A 17,737-nucleotide genomic window follows, 5' to 3' on the forward strand; every position below is an offset into this window, starting at 1 on the left:
CCTTATAACATAGCCTTAGCTATATAGGAAAGCTTTATTACAATAAAAAGCAAGAAGCATATATTACCAACCCAACCTATTCCGGCTGCCAGAAATAGCTTTGCAAGGTAACCTTTTCTAAATAAGAACTATCTACATTGACCCCTATTCCCTTTCCAGTGGGAACCTTGATTTTTCCGTCGTTTACTTCAATTGGTTCTTTGAGAACATCCTTATAAAAGTATCTGTCTGAACTCGATAAATCGCCCGGGATTGTGAAGTTAGGTAAAGAAGCAAGTGCCAAATTGTGAGCCTTGGCGATGCCTGTTTCCACCATGCCGCCACACCATACAGGCAGTCCGTTATTTTGACAGTAATCATGAATGTTTAATGCTGCTGTCATGCCTCCTACACGGCTGATTTTTATATTGACGATTTGGCAGCTTCCGAGTTCAACCGCTTGCCTTGCATCGTGTAATGACATAATGGATTCATCCAAACAAATCGGAGTATTCATTTGCTGCTGTGCTTTTCTATGCAAATAGAAATCACCAGGTTCAAAAGGCTGCTCAATCATTAGCAGCCCTAAGTCATCCAGGGCAGTTAAGTGATCTAAATCACTCTCTCTGTACATTCCATTCGCATCAATCATAATAGCCAGGTCAGGGTCAACGGTCTGAACCTGTTTGATTTTGTCCCGTTCTTTGCCTTTTTCAACTTTTAGCTTATACCGTTCATAGCCAGACTGTTTCAATCTGTTTATATCTTTCGTGATAGTGTCAGAAAGACTCAAAACGGCACCTGCTTTAACAAAATCACGTGTGCCTCCAATCAATTCAGCTAAACTCACTCGGTTCTGTTTCGCATATAGATCCCATAATGCTCCTTCCAAACCTGATTTTACCATTTGGTTACCTTGAATAAAGGAAGTCATGCGCACGAAGTCAGCTGGATGCTGAATGTGTCTGGCGTTTAGACGAGGAAGGATAATGTCTCTCAGCATATGCCAAGCTGTTTCAACGGTTTCGGCTGTGTAGAAAGGAGAGGGAAATGCCGATACTTCTCCGTATCCTTTCAACCCCTGATCATCACTAACTTCAATAATTATCACGGAACGTTCGTAGAGTTCGCCTTGATGGGTTTGAAATGGGCTTCGCAGAGGAAGTGAAATTTTACGAAAAACGATAGTGCGAATATCCATTAAATTACGTCCCCTTGCGCATGCTCAAATAATTTCCGTCTGACAATTTTATTTGATGCGTTTCTTGGCAGCTCTTGTATAATGAACAGTTGTTTTGGTGTTTTATAGGAGGCCAGATGTTGGCGGCAATAGGTGACCAGCTTTTCAAATGAAAGTTCTGCTCCTGCCCGGAGGACCACAAAAGCCACAGGCACTTCTCCCCATTCTTCATCTGCTGCACCAGCTACCCCAACTTCTTCAACTTCCTCAAGTCCCATTATAACGCTCTCGATTTCTGCTGGATAAATATTTTCTCCTCCAGAAATAATCATATCTTTGACGCGGTCTACAACATACAGAAATCCTTCCTCATCCAAATATCCTGCATCACCTGTTGCCAAATATTCGGAGTTGTTTCCTGGTCTTTTATAGTACCCTCGCGACACCATCGGCCCTTTAACGTAGATTTCCCCTGTCTCATACGCTTTAGCAGGGATTCCATCCACCATAACTTTCAGCGTAGCTGGAGCCAGGGCTTTTCCTGCTGAGCCAAGTTTATTAAAAGCGTCTCCGGGGCTTAATGTGGCAATTTGAGAACTGGTTTCTGTCATACCATACGTTTGAAAGACAGGAATCCCTTTTTTATTAGCCTCCTTTAATAACGGTTTAGGAACCGGTCCACCGCCTAATAAAAAACACCTAAAGGATGAAGGATAATGCTCTTGTTCTAAGTCTCGTATCAATCTTTGAAGCATAACCGTTACCACGGAAACCATCGTTACACCATGATGACGAATCTCATTATTGATCACGCGGGCATTAAAATGCGACAACAGACGAATTGGCATTCCGTAAATAACATTTTTCATGAGTAAGGAAAAACCACCAACATGAAACATAGGCAGGCAAATCAGCCACTTGTCCGATTGCGACAAACCTAAGTTAAGAGCTGAACCGATAGCGCTGAACCAGTGGTTTCCATAAGTATGCATAACAGCTTTTGGTTTTCCGGTTGTACCCGATGTATACATCATGGTAAATACATCATCTAAACAAAGCTGTTCTTTTAAATCAAATGGCTCATCGGACTTTGGCAAACGACTCATATTGATAAAATCTATATGATTTAACGAGACCTTTTCGACAGAGCGTAGGGACTTGTCTTCAAAATCAGGGTCAACAATCAATGCAGAAATTTCGCCATCTTTCATTTGGTAGGCAAGTTCTTCCGGTGTTAATCTGATGTTTAAGCAGATCACAACCGCTCCAATATAACTTAGTGCGTGAATACAAACGGGAAACTCTATTCGATTAGATGACAATATGGCCACATGGTCACCAGCTTTTACTCCCTCATTCATTAACCCTCTGGCCAGTCCTCGACTTTCTTCTCTTAAAGCCGAATAACTTAAAGATTGCCGTTCACTATATTCAATTGCTGTGGCTTCTGGCTGCAGTTCATACTGCTTCTCCAGCCAATGAGGAATTTCGTTCATGCTCTTTTATCCTCCCTCTTCTCATATAAAAAGGGCTGCCTAAGCTATAGGAAGCCCTTTTTTTAAACCATTTTATTTTCGAATCATGGGAAACGCGGGAACTGACCGAAGTCAGGTTTACGTTTTTCTTTAAACGCATCGCGTCCTTCTTTTGCTTCCTCTGTGGTGTAATAAAGTAATGTTGCATCGCCGCCCATTTGCTGCAGGCCTGCCAGCCCATCTGTATCAGCATTGAAAGAGGCTTTTAGGAAACGAAGAGCTGTTGGTGACTTCTCAAGCATTTCTCTACACCATTGAACCGTTTCATCTTCAAGCTGCTCCAGAGGAACAACCGTATTAACGAGTCCCATATCCTTCGCTTCTTTTGCACTATATTGACGGCAAAGATACCAAATTTCTCGAGCTTTCTTTTGACCGACGATACGGGAAAGCAAGCCAGCACCGTATCCTGCGTCGAAACTTCCAACCTTCGGACCTGTTTGACCAAAGATTGCATTGTCAGCAGCAATAGTCAAGTCACAAACGATATGTAGGACATGACCGCCGCCTACTGCATATCCGGAAACCATGGAAACGACAGGCTTAGGAATAACCCGGATTAGTCGTTGCAAGTCTAGCACATTCAAGCGAGGGATTTGGTCGTCACCGACATAACCTCCGTGCCCTCTAACGCTTTGGTCTCCACCTGAGCAAAATGCGTCATCACCAGCACCAGCTAATACAATGACTCCGATTTTAGAATCATCACGTGCATAAGCAAAAGCATCAATTAATTCTTGCACAGTTCTAGGAGTAAAAGCATTACGAACTTCTGGACGATTGATCGTAATTTTAGCAATTCCTTCAAAAGTTTCGTAGAGAATTTCTTCGTATTCTCTTTCAGTAACCCAGTTATAGGTCATACATAACCCTCCATTTTAAACAAATTGCGGATAAGTTTATCCGCTTCCATACAATTACTATTGTATCACGAAGTCTTCGACAGTTTTAGCAAAAAACTTCGGTTTTTCGAGATGGACTGTATGTCCGGAATTTTCAACGATGACTAAAGTGGATTCCGACAGTCGATGATCCATCTCCTTATTAATCGAGATAAATTTGTCATCCCACTCGCCTGCTACCAGAAGCACCTCTGCTGGTAAGTCGGAAAGTTTCTCCCACCATGAGGGCTGCTGCCCTGTTCCCATTCCTTGAAGAGACTGAATTAAGCCATGGGGATTCTGTCTTAATCGTTCTTCTTTCAAAAGAGAAATGTCTTCAGCAGACAACTGCTTTTGACTTTCAAAAAGAGGTATATTCTCCCAATAATGGACGAACTTTTGCAAGCCTTCGTTAGTAATTTTATCAATTATCCCTTGATCCTTAGTCCGTCTAGCCATTTGCTCATCAGGATCGGCGAGACCTGGCGAAGCACTTTCAAGAATTAATTTATTTGTCCACTCAGGGTAGAGCATTGCAAAAGACAGGGCTGCCCGTCCGCCCATGGAATAACCAAGAACATCCACAGCAGAGAGTTGTAAATGTTCCAGAATTTCCACTACATCTGCAGCAAATTGCTCCACCGTCAACGTGCCGACAACTCCTGTGTATCCGTGTCCAGGCATGTCGATGCAAATAGACCGAATGGAACCTGGTAACAATTCCCTTACTTTAGCAAATGTGCGGCTGCTGCCTGTAAACCCATGGAGCATCAAGACAGGCAAACCCTCGCCTTCGTCGTCTATCCAGTAAGTGCGATGGGTCAGTTTAATATACATAATCTAGACCTCATCCAGTGAATCCAGGGCCTCTGCGATCCCCTGCCATTTTTCTTTGTGAAAATCCACATGATCTTCCCTGTTCGTAATCACTTCTACAACACTCAAACCGTTTTCCTGATAACTTTCCTCTAATGAACGTGTATAGGCTTCCCAATTATCAACACGTCTATGTGTTCCGCCAAACATTTCTACAACTTTTCTAAAATCTATCCCGATTGGTGTTCCAAACAACTCTTCAAAGTAAGCAGGCTGTGTCGCTTGTGAAAGGTAAGAAAAGATTCCGCCCCCATCATTATTGATAACAACAATTGTAATGGGCAAATGATGCTGCTTCGCAAGCAGCAAGCCATTCATATCATGAAAAAATGATAAGTCGCCTAACAACAGTGTGGTCGGCTGCCCAGCTGCCGCTGCTCCGAGAGCCGTTGAAACTACACCATCAATCCCATTTGCTCCTCGATTAGCCATCACTGTAATATGCTTTGGCGTAGCCATTAAGAAGCTGTCGACATCTCGAATCGGCATACTATTTCCAACGAATAAAACAGAACGATCTAACATCGAATTCGACAAACGAACCACCGCATGTCCTTCATTTAATTCGGAACCTTGTTCAGCAAGCATATGGCTTTTAGCGAGCGTATTCATCTTCTGCCAATGCTGTAACCACTCACTTTCAATGTGATCTGCTTCCAATTTAGAATGGATCATTTGGCAAAAACTACCTGGATCAGACCAAACAAATTGTGTAGCTACACCTGAAGGCTCCCGATAGCTTGCATATGTGTCTACCACATAATGGTCGATGGCCGAATCATGCTTTTGTATCCACTGTAAGTATGGTTTGGACACCGGCATCGCTCCGAACCGAATGATGTATTCCGGTTCGAGTGACTCTCTTCTTTTATCTGATTTTAAAATGGCATCATAGTTTTCAATAATATTGCGTTTATCATGCTCGCCCGCTCTTAGTTGGGATAATGGATCTGCTAAAATCGGCACCCCTGAGCGTGCGGCCAAAATGGTAAGATGTGATGCTAATTCTGGATCCGTTTGCGGTCCGCATACGATCAAACCCTTTTTATCGCCGGCTAGTAATTCCACAAAATGGACTGTCTGTTTTTCAGAAGTTTGCGGCAAACCATATATATTCTTTGGAATTGGTTTTGCCCCTTCATTCCAGAGCCCATTCACATTAAAATCAGGAACTAATGGCTCCCTTAGAGGAAGGTTTACATGTACGGGCCCAGGGTTGTTTGACTCACTTTCTTCAACCGCACGAGCAGCCTGTTTTCTTACATATGAGAGTAACCCATCCTCAGGTAAGGCTAAATCATGAAACCATTTAACGTAATGACCATACATATCAATTTGATCAATAGATTGAGGAGCTCCTACATCTCTAAGCTCATGTGGACGGTCCGCCGTTAAAACAACAAGCGGAACCCTGCTATAGTAAGCTTCGACGATTGCCGGATAATAGTTAGCTGCAGCGGTGCCGGATGTACAGACAAGCGCTACTGCCTGTTGTTTTGCTTTGGCTAGGCCTAATGCGAAAAAAGCAGCAGATCTCTCGTCCACATGAACCCAATGTTTCACTCGATCGTATTCACTAAATGTCATAGCAAGGGGGGTGGATCGTGATCCAGGTGAAATGACAACATCTTCTATCCCCGAATGAGCGAGTTGGGCAACAAAATGGGTCATGTATCTCGATAAAGTTTCTGTGTAGTTCATACTGATCCTCCTAAAACGGATAACATAGGCCTGAGCTTGACAGCTGTTTCTTCGTATTCCGCATCAGGGTTAGAATCTTCCACGACCCCGCATCCCGCAAATAAAGAAGCTTCATCCTGCTGAAGAAGTGCAGAACGAATAGCTACCGCAAACTCCCCATTATTATGACCGTCAAACCAGCCAATCGGGCCTGCATACCAGCCGCGGTTCAACACTTCATGTTTCCTGATGTAATCTACTGATTGCTTCTGAGGCATACCGCCGAGTGCTGGAGTCGGGTGCAGTTTCTCTACAACATCAAGCAGTGTATATCCCTGTTCAAGAGTAGCTGTGACAGGGGTATATAAATGCTGTAAGTTACGAAGCGGATAAACGACTGGTGCACTAGGAATTTCGACATTGTAACAGCATGCTTCAACAGCTTCCCGAATCATCTGAACTACAAAATCGTGCTCCTGTCGGTTTTTCGGATCATTCAGAAGCTGCTTACTAAAGAGGTGATCCTCTTTTTCATCCTTGCCGCGTGGAATTGTTCCAGCTAAACATGTAGAGACCAGCTCTTGGTTCTCCAATTTAGCCAGCCTTTCTGGCGTTGCACCGATAAAGTAATCTCCGCCATTTTCGAAAACGAAGATGTAACTATTTTCTTGTGTTTTGCATAATTCTTCCACGATTGCGGACAACTCAGCTGAGGAGTCAAATTTAACACGCAGTTCGCGGGCAAGCACAACTTTCCCCAGTTTTCCCTGCTTAATGTCAGCAGTAGCTTGTTTGACGCTTTGCTTCCACTTTTCCGCTTCCATCTCCGTTAAACCCGTCTGCTTAGGAAGTTTATGTTCTTGACGATCACCATGTAAAAGCTGATGTTGATCCTCGTCTATTTGGTGTATAATCTGCTGTTTATGATCTTCCTCAAAGATAAGCAAATTGGTCGTCAAATATGATTTTGACCCTTTATTTGTTAACAAATAGGCTGGAATTGTCATCTGGCTGTCAGGAAACCCTTCCCATGGGGTTGAATTGTTTTGATTGGCATCAAAGCTGAATCCTCCCAGAGCAACAAGGCCAGTTCCTTTTTCATAGTGAGGATCGTACACTTGCGCCTCGTCCAGTAGTTCATTCCACGTTGATTCTATTTTCCTAAATCGATTCGGATGTGCCGCAATCATCTTATAGGCCGCACCTACCCCTGCCATCGTAAAATCCTCATCTGCACTTTTCCAAAATAAACGATGACGATCAATCTTCTGCGATCGATCCAAAAAAGTAAAAGCATCTGTATATTCTATTTCATTCACAAAACTGATAAGTTGCGGCTTTTTTTCATCAGTCGCCTTGTTAATCGCTCCCTCAACGATTTCATCTATTTGAGGTACTTTTATATGAAGCATTAAAATTCCTCCCACCCCAGTTTGGGACGTTGCATTATATTAAGATAATAACTCAATCATTTTAATAAACGATGAATACCCTCTTCTATTTTATTCTCTTTTTTCTCTTGACTCAAGAAATCTTCATCGGTTCTTGCATATTCTTACAAGGATTGACACCAGAGGACTGTTTGCCTAAACTTAAGTTGATATTATATTACTAGTTTAAATACAAGGGAGATGACACCCATGAGTTCTGTTTCAAATCAAAATATGAGAACTTCCTTGAATGAACGTGACGGATTTCAAGTTTGGTGGAGGTTATTACGTCCCCATACGTTAACCGCCGCTTTTGTTCCTGTATTCGTAGGGACAATGCTTGCTGCTCTTGATCATGGGATTCATCTTGGATTATTTGCCGCTATGCTTTTCGCCTCGATTTTAATTCAGGCGGCCACTAATATGTTTAACGAATACTACGATTTCGTCAGAGGATTAGACAACGAGAAGTCTGTTGGAATAGGCGGTACTATTGTACGGGATGGGATCCAGCCGCGAACTGTATTAACCTTAGCCATCAGCTTCCTTGTAGTGGCGACATTGCTTGGTGTTTATATTTGTGCTTCTTCTAGCTGGTGGGTTGCCGCGATCGGGCTCGTATCCATGCTATTAGGTTATCTTTACTCAGGCGGGCCTTACCCAATCGCTTATACTCCATTAGGTGAACTAGCCGCAGGATTGTTCATGGGGACAGTCATTGTTGCCATAAGTTATTATATCCAATCATTAAGTATATCATGGGAAGTCATCGTAATCTCAGTTCCGGTAGCGATTTTTATTGGTGCGATCAATCTCTCAAATAATATTCGTGACCGTGTCGGAGATGCTGAAAACGGCCGTAAAACATTAGCTATATTATTCGGTCATCATGGGGCTGTCCGTTTCTTGTTAAGTCTTTATGTGGTCGCGTATGGGCTGACTTTAATGCTCATCGCACTAGGGATGCTTCCGATCTGGTCACTCCTTACATTGCTTAGCATAAGAAAAGGAACCCAATCTATACATGGGTTCGCTGGTGAGAAATCACCATTAGAAATGATGCCAGCCATGAAGGCGACAGCACAGACCAATACCTTTTACGGTATGTTACTTGGAATATCGCTTCTTTTACAACTGTTAATCCCTTTTTCATTTTAGAAATGAAAGCCAATCTTAAGACACCCGGGCAGCTTTTTGAGTCCGGGTTGTTTGATTTTAATTAGGATAAGCTGAAATCACCTCATATTTATGTATGTTTGATATTATGAATTCGGGGAATGAAAAGTAAAGGATGATAAAAATGGATATATCTATACAAAACACATTAATGGAAGCGCTAGGAATGGAAGTCCTCGAAGCGGAACCAGAGAAAGTTACCCTTAAAATGCCTGTTGACCATCGAACACATCAACCAATGGGTTTCCTTCATGGAGGAGCAAGTGTAGCACTGGCTGAATCTGCTGCAAGCATTGGGTCTTTTTTAAATATTGATCCCGAACATCAGCAGATTTTTGGAATTGAAATCAATGCTAACCATATAAAAAGTGTGCGCTCCGGAAATGTATATGGCACTGCTATCCCTCATCACCGCGGAAGAACAACTATGGTTTGGGAAATTCGGATAGAAGATGAAGAGCAACAATTAATCTCTATTTCAAGATGTACAGTCGGGGTCGTTCTTCGCCAAAGTTCCTAGCTGCTTCCCACTAAATTAGGAGTGAAAGTATGTTAACTGATAAACAGTTGAATGAGTTCAAACAGCAGCTCGAGGCCATGAAAGTAGAAGCAGAAGAAGAGTTGACTGCATTTCAGAACCAACAGAAAGATAGTGAAGATCCTAACGATCAGGAAGGTGAACTCTCTAGTGTAGCTGACCACCCTGGAGACCTTGGAACTTCCCAATTTGAAAAAGAGAAAGATTATACACTTTATGAACAAACTCAAAAGAAGCTAAAAGAAATTAATGCTGCTCTTGACCGGATTAAAGATGGTAGTTACGGAAAGAGTGAAAAGTCAGGAGAACCTATCCCAATCGAACGTCTCAAAGCCATGCCTACAGCAAGGATGACCGTAGCTGAAGCAGAAGAAAAATAAAAAAGGAGAGCGTACAGTACGCTCTCCTTAATATATTGATAATCTCCGTATTTAGTATCGAGAAAACTATTCGTTTTTCCATTAAGCAGCGGAAGAGGTTTTGACCCGCTTCTGCTCAATCCACGGCTTAAGCTTAATAAACAGCGGGATAAATAATACTCCAACAATAATCCCTTTAAGAGCATTAAAAGGAAGAATCGCCCCAACAACCGTCAACCATTTTACTTGAGCAGACATTGTTTCCCACCCCATAAACCAGCTATAAGCAGGTAAGAACAGAAAATAATTGAGGACACTCATCCCTATTGCCATGATGACAGAACCTGTTACTAACCCTGAAACAAGACTTTTAACGTTCTTGAATTTATGATAGAACAACGCAACGGGCACGATGAATAAAACGCCAGCCAGGAAGTTAGCGACAACACCGACAGGGTCAGCAGCCCCTGTATAAATAAGATAGAGTGTATTTTTTAATCCTTCAACAATGATCCCAGCTGCCGGTGTAAACAAAATGGCAGCAACGAGTGCAGGAACTTCACTAAAATCAACTTTCAAGTATTGAGGAAGCATGGGTAACGGAAAATTCAGCAACATTAAAACCATCGAAATGCTTCCAAACAGCGATAATATAATTAACTTTAACAGCTTTGATGATTGACCTGTGTACTGGTTCATCTACAATCTCCTCCATCTTTTTGCATCGATTCAGAATCCCAGATGAAGGTAAGCGAAAGACATGCCCCATATAAAAACCCTTAAGCTATCAAGGCTTAAGGGTAGAGGTTTGTCCATAGGAAAGTTAAGGCGGGTGTCATTACCTGCCATTTTCGCTCGACATCTTCTCCCATCCAGACTATTACTGTCGGTCCCGGAATTACACCGGGTCCACCGTTAAGATTAAAACTTAACGGGTCACGGACTTAGAATACTTCTGACGTATTCCTTACCGTCGGTCGGGAATTGCACCCTGCCCCGAAGATTTGAATCGATATTATATTTGTATTAATTTTACAAAAAAATGCGCGGAATTGCAATAATATTGTTTACATGACTTTTTATTCAGTAAGTTCAAGTTCCATTATAATCGTTTCGCCTTTTATAACATGAGTTTTTGAGGTATAGGAAAACTGTGCAACCTTATTACGATTCATAATTACAATAGGAGAAGCAAGACCAGTTAGTTCTCGGCTTACTTTTGCTAAATCGAAAGTGATCAGGGAATCACCCGTGGAGACACGACTTTTCTCTTTTATATTGGTTTCGAATCCTACACCTTCTAGATTTTCTGCATCAATTCCAACTTGAATTAACAGTTCAACACCTGTATCCGTTAATAGATTTACAGCATGTTTTGTTGGAAATATTTGAGTGACTTCACCTGATACGGGAGCAGCCATTTCTCCTTCAGTCGGTTCAATTGCTATACCTTCTCCCATCATTTTGTTAGAAAATTTCTGTTTGGAAATATCAGTAAGCTGCACCAATTTACCAGAGAAAGGACTACTAACCCTAACTCTCTTCTTATTCACACTTGACTCCTCCTCTATAACGATTATGGTTTCACTACTTCTGCTGACGGAAAGATATTCTCTAATGATTGAAGACGCCCATGTTCATCACGATAAACAATATGTTTACGTTCAAATTTAGTTGGACAATCAATACCGACAGCCGCCGCAAGATTGTAGAGACCGTCCCTTAAAGATAGTACATAGTTACAGGTCCGGAACGACTTTTCTTCTACAATTAAAGCTTTTTGAAGATTAGGATTTGTCGTAGCCACCCCAACCGGGCAATTGTTCGTATGACAAATTTCAGCCTGAATGCACCCTACAGAAAACATCATTCCTCGGGCGATATTAACTAAATCGGCTCCCATTGCTAGAGCCATTGCTACTTTGTCAGGAGAAATTAACTGACCGGAGGCAAACACTTTCACACGGTCTCGTACATTATACTTCTTCAACATATCATCTACGACAGGCAGGGCTGAATTAATCGGCAGCCCCGTCGCATCTGCAAGTTCCTGATAAGATGCGCCGGTACCTCCTTCTCCCCCATCAACTGTTATAAAGTCGGGGCCTTCTTGGCTACTTGCCATATGTGACACCATTCCCTCTAATTGTTCAATATTTCCAACTACAACCTTCATTCCAATAGGTTTACCACTTACTTCACGTAACTGCTTCATAAATTCAAACATTTCTTCATTATTCCCGAATTGGTAAAAGCGATTAGGGCTGTCTATAGACTCCCACGGTTCAACGTTACGGATTTCAGCTATTTCAGGTGTCACCTTCGCTCCGTCAACGTGTCCGCCTCTTGTTTTTGCTCCCTGTGCAAGCTTTAGTTCAAACGCTTTCACTTCGTCTATTTCACTTTTTCGTTTAAATTCCTCCCATGAAAATTCGCCATCCTTCGTCCGGACACCGAATAATCCTGGTCCGATTTGGTAAATAATATCCACTCCGCCTTTAAGATGGTGATGGGACAATCCGCCTTCTCCTGTATTCATCCACGCTCCGCCTGCTAACCCAAGCCCGGTAGACAGGGCAGTAATCGCTTTTTCACCAAGGGATCCGTAACTCATTGCGGATTGACCAATCAGCCCCTTCACCGTAAAGGGATGTTTACATGTATCCCCTCCAATTACGACAGCTTCCTCATCTGGTAGATAAAATGGATTCGCTTCTTTATATGAAGAATGCTCCTTGCGTTGGAAAAGTTTTTCTTTATCCACTTGATACACTTTCGTGCGAACTTTATTTTCGTTATCGACAAGCATCTCCTCACGTTGTGTCGGATACATAGCATTTTTGAGATAATAACCAGGTGCTTCAAAATCGCGTTCTGAGCCAAACCCGATTAATCTCTTATTATATTTAGCGGAAATATATGTACCCTCCATTTGGTTACGGGTAAATGGTTTCCCTTCATTATCATCGTTAAATAGATATTGCCGTAATTCGGGCCCCATTTTTTCGGTGATATACCTCATCTTTCCCAGAATAGGGTAATTCCTCAGGATCGAATGCCCTTCCTGCCTTTTGTCTTTGAACATGACCCTGATTATAAATAAAGCTATAGCTATAATAATGACAAAAAAAACAGTCAAAATCCCAATTAATAGCAGAGCTGCTATTTCCATAAGAACCCTCCTTCACATGTAAATCGTTTCAATCCTTCTTAGTTTCATATACCACTTATTCCATGTTCTCAATCATTTTTCAGCAAAAGAAAAACTCTGGCTATATGCCAGAGTTGGATTGTTAATCTTCTAAAGGATTTAAGCTTTCATTACCGGTCAAATTCGCAATCATATCAACTAACAGGTCGATTTCTTCCTCCATATCTTTGATACTAACCGTCTCCACAGGTGAGTGCATGTAGCGTAATGGTAGAGATACAAGACTAACGGGAACCCCTTGTCCAGTCAGGCGCATTCGGTCCGCATCAGTACCAGTCATTCGTGGAGTTAATTCGTATTGCAGTCCAAGGTTTAACGAGGACGCGCTCTTCTCAAGCAGCTGGTTGATTTTTCGATTAATCGGAGCCCCTTTAGCTAAGACAGGACCGCCCTCGAGGCGAACATCACCATGTTTGTTTTTATTGACACCAGGATAATCAGTGGCGAAGGTCACGTCACAAGCGATAGCCATCGTCGGTTGAATGCCTGCTGCCGCAAAGTATGCGCCTCCCATGTTGGTTTCTTCGTTAACTGTACTAGCTGCATAAACTCCTACGTTAATACTGCGTTGCGCTAGTTTTCTTAACACTTCTCCAACGATAAATTGGCCTGTGCGATTATCCAGCCCTCGCCCAGAAATATAGCGATCCATCATAACTTCTGGATCACGTTTATATACGGCTAAGTCACCGATTTGAACAAACTTCTCCATCTCCTGTTTTGATTTCGCTCCACAATCAATAAAGAGGTCTTCTAACCCGAATTCATCTTTTAAGCCTCCGTGATGCTGGGCGTTGACACCAATTACTCCTGTAATAGAATGGTTATAGCCTAATACAGTCACCTTCATCCCCACTGCAGCCTTAGGATTAATTCCGCCCATTTTATCAAAGTGGAGATAACCTTGTTCATCGATACGGTTAATCACAAGCGCAATCTCATCACAGTGTCCGGCAAGCAGCACCTTGAATTCTGCGTCAGGATTTAATACAGCAATGACATTTCCAGCGTTATCCGTCTTTAATTCATCGGCATAAGCTTTCATTTCTTTCATCCATGATTTTTGAATTTCCATCTCCATGCTGGATGGGGATGGTGTCTTTAGCATTTGTAATAAAAGATCAATTTGTGTTTTTTCCAAGAAAATAAACCTCCTCAAATAGTTCACACTGTTGAAAATTATACCATTTCTCATGATTTATTAAAAAAAAGCATACTTTTTCAACATTTAGGGAAAATGAAGAGCTGTATGCAAAGTAAAGGAGAGAGCATGAAATGAATTTACATGATTGGTTTCAAAAAGGGATAACACCAGACCCTTATATCGAATCGATGGAACAGAATCAGGAAAACTTGATCAAAATCTATGATCAGTTCACGGTTCCTGAGGAAGACATGCCGTTTTTCAATAAATTAAAGGCCAAACAGCTTCGAAGCATTGTCATTACGGAAGACTGGTGTGGAGATGCCATGCTGAATGTACCGATATTTTTGCGTATAGCCGAAGCTGCAGGGATCGCGACCCGTATTCTAAAGCGCGATGAAAACCTTGAATTGATGGATCAATACCTGACCAATGGAAAATCCCGCTCAATTCCAAAGATTATTGTCATCGAAGAAAACGGAAGGGAACTATTCAATTGGGGGCCTCGTGCACCGGAATTACAGGCGTTTATCGACAACTCGATAGCCAGTCTCCCCCCAAAGGATGCAGATGACTTTAAAGAAAAGCAACAAGAAATGCTGAAATTTGTAACAAAAGCTTATCGTGACAATAAAGAGTTTCACTCATTTGTGTATCAAGACCTTAAAAAAGCTTTTGCTAAATAAGAGCTAAGCATGCCGGCATAGGCATGCTTTCTTTATGTTTGAATCTTGCTTTTGCTAGCCATACTAGTATATAAAAAGGGGATTTACTGGTATGCAGCAATGGATTCGCGATTATTTTCAACTTCCTCTATTTATCAGGCTATTATCGGGTATATTTATTACGATGATCATATTCGGTACATCTATCCACCTCATAGAACCAAATAGTTTCCCATCGATCTTTGACGGGATCTGGTGGGCATTTATAACAGGAGCTACAGTCGGCTACGGGGATTACGTGCCACTTACGGTCCCCGGAAAACTTATAGCCATGTTATTAATCTTTTCGGGCGGAGGGCTTCTCACCTTTTATATGGTGACCATAGCCTCGACCACTGTTGAACATGAGCGGGCCCTTTCAAAAGGGCAAGTAAACTATAAAGGTGAATCTCATATTATTGTTATCGGCTGGAATGAACGAACAAGACAATTGATTGATATGATGAGGAAAGATGATATTAAAGATAATATCGTTTTAATTGATGAGACAATCAATCATTTGTATCAAAACCTGGCAAATATTCATTTCATCAAGGGAGACGCCACAAACGAAGAAACACTTGAGAAGGCGAATGTATGTAAGGCAAGAATGGCTGTCGTTACAGCGAATCCTTCAAAAAAAGAGCATCAATCCGATCAAGCCGTCATACACCAGCTAGTTGCCTTAAAAGGGCATCACCCAAATTTATTTATCATTGCTGAAGTCCTTACAGAACGTCAAAAAATTAATGCTGAAAGAGCCGGAGCCAATACTGTAATTCGGTCAAATGATTTCATGAGCAGTTTATTTTATCATGAACTTTACCGAAAAGACCCCCTTCAGCCCTTTCAACTTTTTTTAAACTTATTAACCAATCGCCAGTTCCATGAAGAGAAAGTATCCTCTTCCTTAGCCGGAAAACCGATGATTCAGATACTCGAACATTATTTGAACCAAAGCTCCCAAGTGATTGGGATAAGGAACGGAAATAATTTCTATTTTGATTTTGATTCGAATACTACGCTAACAGAGGAGGATTACTTAGTTTTGTTTACGCCTTTCAACGAGTAATGCCTGCTCACACTGTTGTATCAATTCCTTGCCTGTTTGGATAAATTCTTCAGGAAAATCAGCATCCTTATCACGCGGAGTTTGAAACTGATCAAATGCTGCTCGGAAGTTCCCTTCCTGCACATGATCATCAATACCATCTTGATAAGCATGAGAAAGCAAATAAGGTTTGTTTACTTTGACAGTCGCAGGAGCTGTTGGAGAATCTAGTGTTCCTTCCACAACAGAGAAAGGAATCCTAAGAAATTGATAACCGCCCTGTTCCGCAATTTTATAATCAAAGTAACCATGTTCATAATCCCAATTATCCGAGAAAGTGAAGCCAATAGACTGAAGCTTTTGCTCAAGTTCATGCAAGTCAAATAGCTCATCCGTTAGCTGAGATTCCAAATTAATCATACACAATCCCTCCTTTTCATCTTATCCTGCCCAAATAAAACCACCTCAGGTCATCCATTTTCTGGATGACCTGAGGTGGTAATTAATGGTTTATTATAAGCGTTTTTCCAGGTCTTGTTTTTGTTGTTCAAATCCAGGTTTTCCAAGGAGAGCAAACATATTTTTCTTATATGCTTCAACACCTGGCTGATCAAACGGGTTTACGCCGAGAATATATCCGCTGATCGCACACGCTTTTTCAAAGAAATAGGCAAGGTATCCAAATGTAAATGCATCTCGCTTAGGTATATGCACAATCAGATTCGGCACTTGACCATCTGTGTGAGCAAGCATTGTACCCTGGTAGGCTTTCTCATTCACTTCATCAACAGTCTTTCCGGCCAGATAATTTAGACCATCTAAATTTTGCTCATCTTCTTCTATCGTATAATCAGAAGTCGGCTCTTCCACATGCAATATCGTCTCAAATAAATCACGACGGCCATCTTGGACATATTGCCCTAGTGAATGGAGATCCGTTGAGAAGTTTGCAGAACTTGGAAAAATCCCCTTCTGGTCCTTTCCTTCACTTTCGCCAAACAACTGTTTCCACCATTCTGAGAAATACTGTAAGGAAGGCTCATAATTGACCATCATCTCAATTGTTTTTCCTTTGTTGTACAACACATTTCTAACCGCAGCATATTGATAGGCTGGGTTCTCAGCCAAACGATCTGTATTTAATTCTTCACGACTTGCCTGTGCTCCCTGCATCATTTCGTCAATATCGATGCCGCTGGCTGCAATGGGCAGCAATCCTACAGCTGTAAGTACTGAATAACGCCCGCCAACATCGTCAGGCACTACAAACGATTCATAACCCTGTTCCTCTGCTAATGTCTTCAATGCACCCTTTTCCTTATCCGTAGTGGCGTAAATTCGCTTTTGAGCTTCTTCACGACCGTACTTTTCCTCCAAAAACTTACGGAAAATACGAAATGCAATCGCTGGTTCAGTTGTTGTTCCGCTTTTTGAAATCACATTGATGGAAACATCTTTATCCTTCAAAACATCAAATAATTCATTAATATATGGAGCACTAATACTGTTTCCCACAAAAAATACTTGCGGGGAAGTGCGCTGATCAGCTGACAGTTCATTGTAAAAGCTGTGATTAAGCATTTCTAACGCTGCACGTGCACCTAAGTATGAACCGCCTATCCCTATAACAAGGAGAACATCTGAGTCATCCTTAATCTTTTCTGCAGCTTTCTTAATCCGCGAAAATTCTTCTTTATCATAATCCACAGGCAAATCAAGCCATCCTAGAAAGTCATTTCCTGCACCTGTCTTTTCATGTAATGTTTTATGAGCTAACGATACAGTTCCTTCCATATATTCAAGTTCATGTTTATTAAAAAATGGTAAAGCTTTTTCATAATCGAAACGAACGTGTGTCATTTCCATCCCTCCAAGGTTCATCATTAAAAACTAAGCCATTTTCACTTTACCGAAACGTTCTGAGCAAATCAAGTAGGCCTATACATGTAAACGTATTCAATATAAAAAAGAAGTACAGACATAGCTGTACTTC

The 17,737-nt window shown here is 41.6% G+C and carries 17 protein-coding genes and 1 riboswitch; of the genes, 5 read left to right on the top strand and 12 right to left on the bottom strand.

The window, feature by feature from the left end:
* Positions 1–76 precede the first annotated feature (76 nt).
* The 6 genes from menC to G6R08_RS03530 form a co-directional block, all read right to left on the bottom strand.
* On the bottom strand, positions 77–1,180 hold the full coding sequence (gene menC / locus G6R08_RS03505) for an o-succinylbenzoate synthase (RefSeq protein WP_163526703.1): 1,104 nt from the start codon (positions 1,178–1,180) through the stop codon (positions 77–79).
* Complete coding sequence (locus G6R08_RS03510; protein ID WP_163526704.1) at positions 1,180–2,655, bottom strand: o-succinylbenzoate--CoA ligase; 1,476 nt, start codon at positions 2,653–2,655, stop codon at positions 1,180–1,182. The genes menC and G6R08_RS03510 overlap by 1 nt, the downstream gene beginning before the upstream one ends.
* Before the next feature lie 83 nt (positions 2,656–2,738).
* Positions 2,739–3,557: a 1,4-dihydroxy-2-naphthoyl-CoA synthase gene (menB, locus tag G6R08_RS03515; protein WP_079526846.1), complete on the bottom strand. Its 819-nt coding sequence runs from the start codon at positions 3,555–3,557 to the stop codon at positions 2,739–2,741.
* A gap of 57 nt (positions 3,558–3,614) precedes the next feature.
* The gene (gene menH, locus G6R08_RS03520) at positions 3,615–4,412 is read right to left on the bottom strand and encodes a 2-succinyl-6-hydroxy-2,4-cyclohexadiene-1-carboxylate synthase (RefSeq protein ID WP_163526705.1); all 798 of its coding nucleotides are present in this window, start codon (positions 4,410–4,412) and stop codon (positions 3,615–3,617) included.
* A 3-nt stretch (positions 4,413–4,415) separates the two neighbouring features.
* Positions 4,416–6,152 carry a 2-succinyl-5-enolpyruvyl-6-hydroxy-3-cyclohexene-1-carboxylic-acid synthase gene (gene menD / locus G6R08_RS03525; protein WP_163526706.1) on the bottom strand — a complete coding sequence of 579 codons (1,737 nt, stop codon included), beginning with the start codon at positions 6,150–6,152 and terminating at the stop codon, positions 4,416–4,418.
* Complete coding sequence (locus tag G6R08_RS03530) at positions 6,149–7,543, bottom strand: isochorismate synthase (RefSeq protein ID WP_163526707.1); 1,395 nt, start codon at positions 7,541–7,543, stop codon at positions 6,149–6,151. Before G6R08_RS03530 ends, menD begins: the two co-directional genes overlap by 4 nt.
* 228 nt (positions 7,544–7,771) lie before the next feature.
* On the opposite strand from G6R08_RS03530, the gene G6R08_RS03535 reads away from it, so the two are divergent.
* The 3 genes from G6R08_RS03535 to G6R08_RS03545 all read left to right on the top strand — a co-directional run bounded on the left by G6R08_RS03535 (position 7,772) and on the right by G6R08_RS03545 (position 9,655).
* Entirely contained in the window at positions 7,772–8,719 is a 948-nt protein-coding gene (locus G6R08_RS03535) for a 1,4-dihydroxy-2-naphthoate polyprenyltransferase (protein ID WP_163526708.1), read from the top strand.
* A 142-nt stretch (positions 8,720–8,861) separates the two neighbouring features.
* Entirely contained in the window at positions 8,862–9,257 is a 396-nt protein-coding gene (locus G6R08_RS03540) for a hotdog fold thioesterase (protein WP_163526709.1), read from the top strand.
* A 29-nt stretch (positions 9,258–9,286) separates the two neighbouring features.
* Positions 9,287–9,655, top strand: a complete 369-nt coding sequence (locus G6R08_RS03545) for a TraR/DksA family transcriptional regulator (RefSeq protein WP_163526710.1) — start codon at positions 9,287–9,289, stop codon at positions 9,653–9,655.
* Between the two features lie 81 nt (positions 9,656–9,736).
* Here G6R08_RS03545 and G6R08_RS03550 read toward each other — a convergent pair whose 3' ends face one another.
* From G6R08_RS03550 to G6R08_RS03565, 4 genes are all read right to left on the bottom strand, one after another.
* A complete protein-coding gene (locus G6R08_RS03550) occupies positions 9,737–10,333 on the bottom strand; it encodes an ECF transporter S component (protein ID WP_163526711.1) in 597 nt (198 codons plus the stop codon).
* 157 nt (positions 10,334–10,490) lie between these two features.
* A riboswitch (FMN riboswitch) is annotated at positions 10,491–10,642 on the bottom strand.
* Between the two features lie 71 nt (positions 10,643–10,713).
* Positions 10,714–11,187, bottom strand: coding sequence for a PTS sugar transporter subunit IIA (locus G6R08_RS03555; protein WP_163526712.1), 474 nt, complete (start codon positions 11,185–11,187; stop codon positions 10,714–10,716).
* A gap of 23 nt (positions 11,188–11,210) precedes the next feature.
* Entirely contained in the window at positions 11,211–12,806 is a 1,596-nt protein-coding gene (locus G6R08_RS03560; protein WP_163526713.1) for an FMN-binding glutamate synthase family protein, read from the bottom strand.
* 121 nt (positions 12,807–12,927) lie between these two features.
* Positions 12,928–13,953: a M20/M25/M40 family metallo-hydrolase gene (locus G6R08_RS03565; RefSeq protein WP_420810414.1), complete on the bottom strand. Its 1,026-nt coding sequence runs from the start codon at positions 13,951–13,953 to the stop codon at positions 12,928–12,930.
* Between the two features lie 167 nt (positions 13,954–14,120).
* Between G6R08_RS03565 and G6R08_RS03570 the strand changes: the two genes are divergently transcribed.
* Both G6R08_RS03570 and G6R08_RS03575 read left to right on the top strand, forming a co-directional pair.
* Positions 14,121–14,675 (top strand): thioredoxin family protein, encoded by a 555-nt coding sequence (locus G6R08_RS03570; protein WP_163526715.1) that lies wholly within the window; start codon positions 14,121–14,123, stop codon positions 14,673–14,675.
* A gap of 91 nt (positions 14,676–14,766) precedes the next feature.
* Positions 14,767–15,765 carry a potassium channel family protein gene (locus tag G6R08_RS03575; protein ID WP_163526716.1) on the top strand — a complete coding sequence of 333 codons (999 nt, stop codon included), beginning with the start codon at positions 14,767–14,769 and terminating at the stop codon, positions 15,763–15,765.
* Here G6R08_RS03575 and G6R08_RS03580 read toward each other — a convergent pair.
* On the bottom strand, positions 15,736–16,164 hold the full coding sequence (locus G6R08_RS03580) for a YugN-like family protein (protein WP_163526717.1): 429 nt from the start codon (positions 16,162–16,164) through the stop codon (positions 15,736–15,738). The genes G6R08_RS03575 and G6R08_RS03580 overlap by 30 nt on opposite strands.
* A 93-nt stretch (positions 16,165–16,257) precedes the next feature.
* On the bottom strand, positions 16,258–17,604 hold the full coding sequence (locus G6R08_RS03585) for a glucose-6-phosphate isomerase (RefSeq protein WP_163526718.1): 1,347 nt from the start codon (positions 17,602–17,604) through the stop codon (positions 16,258–16,260).
* Positions 17,605–17,737: the final 133 nt, after the last annotated feature.

It is taken from the genome of Halobacillus ihumii (genome assembly GCF_902726645.1).
Classification (GTDB): Bacteria; Bacillota; Bacilli; order Bacillales; family Halobacillaceae; genus Halobacillus_A; species Halobacillus_A ihumii.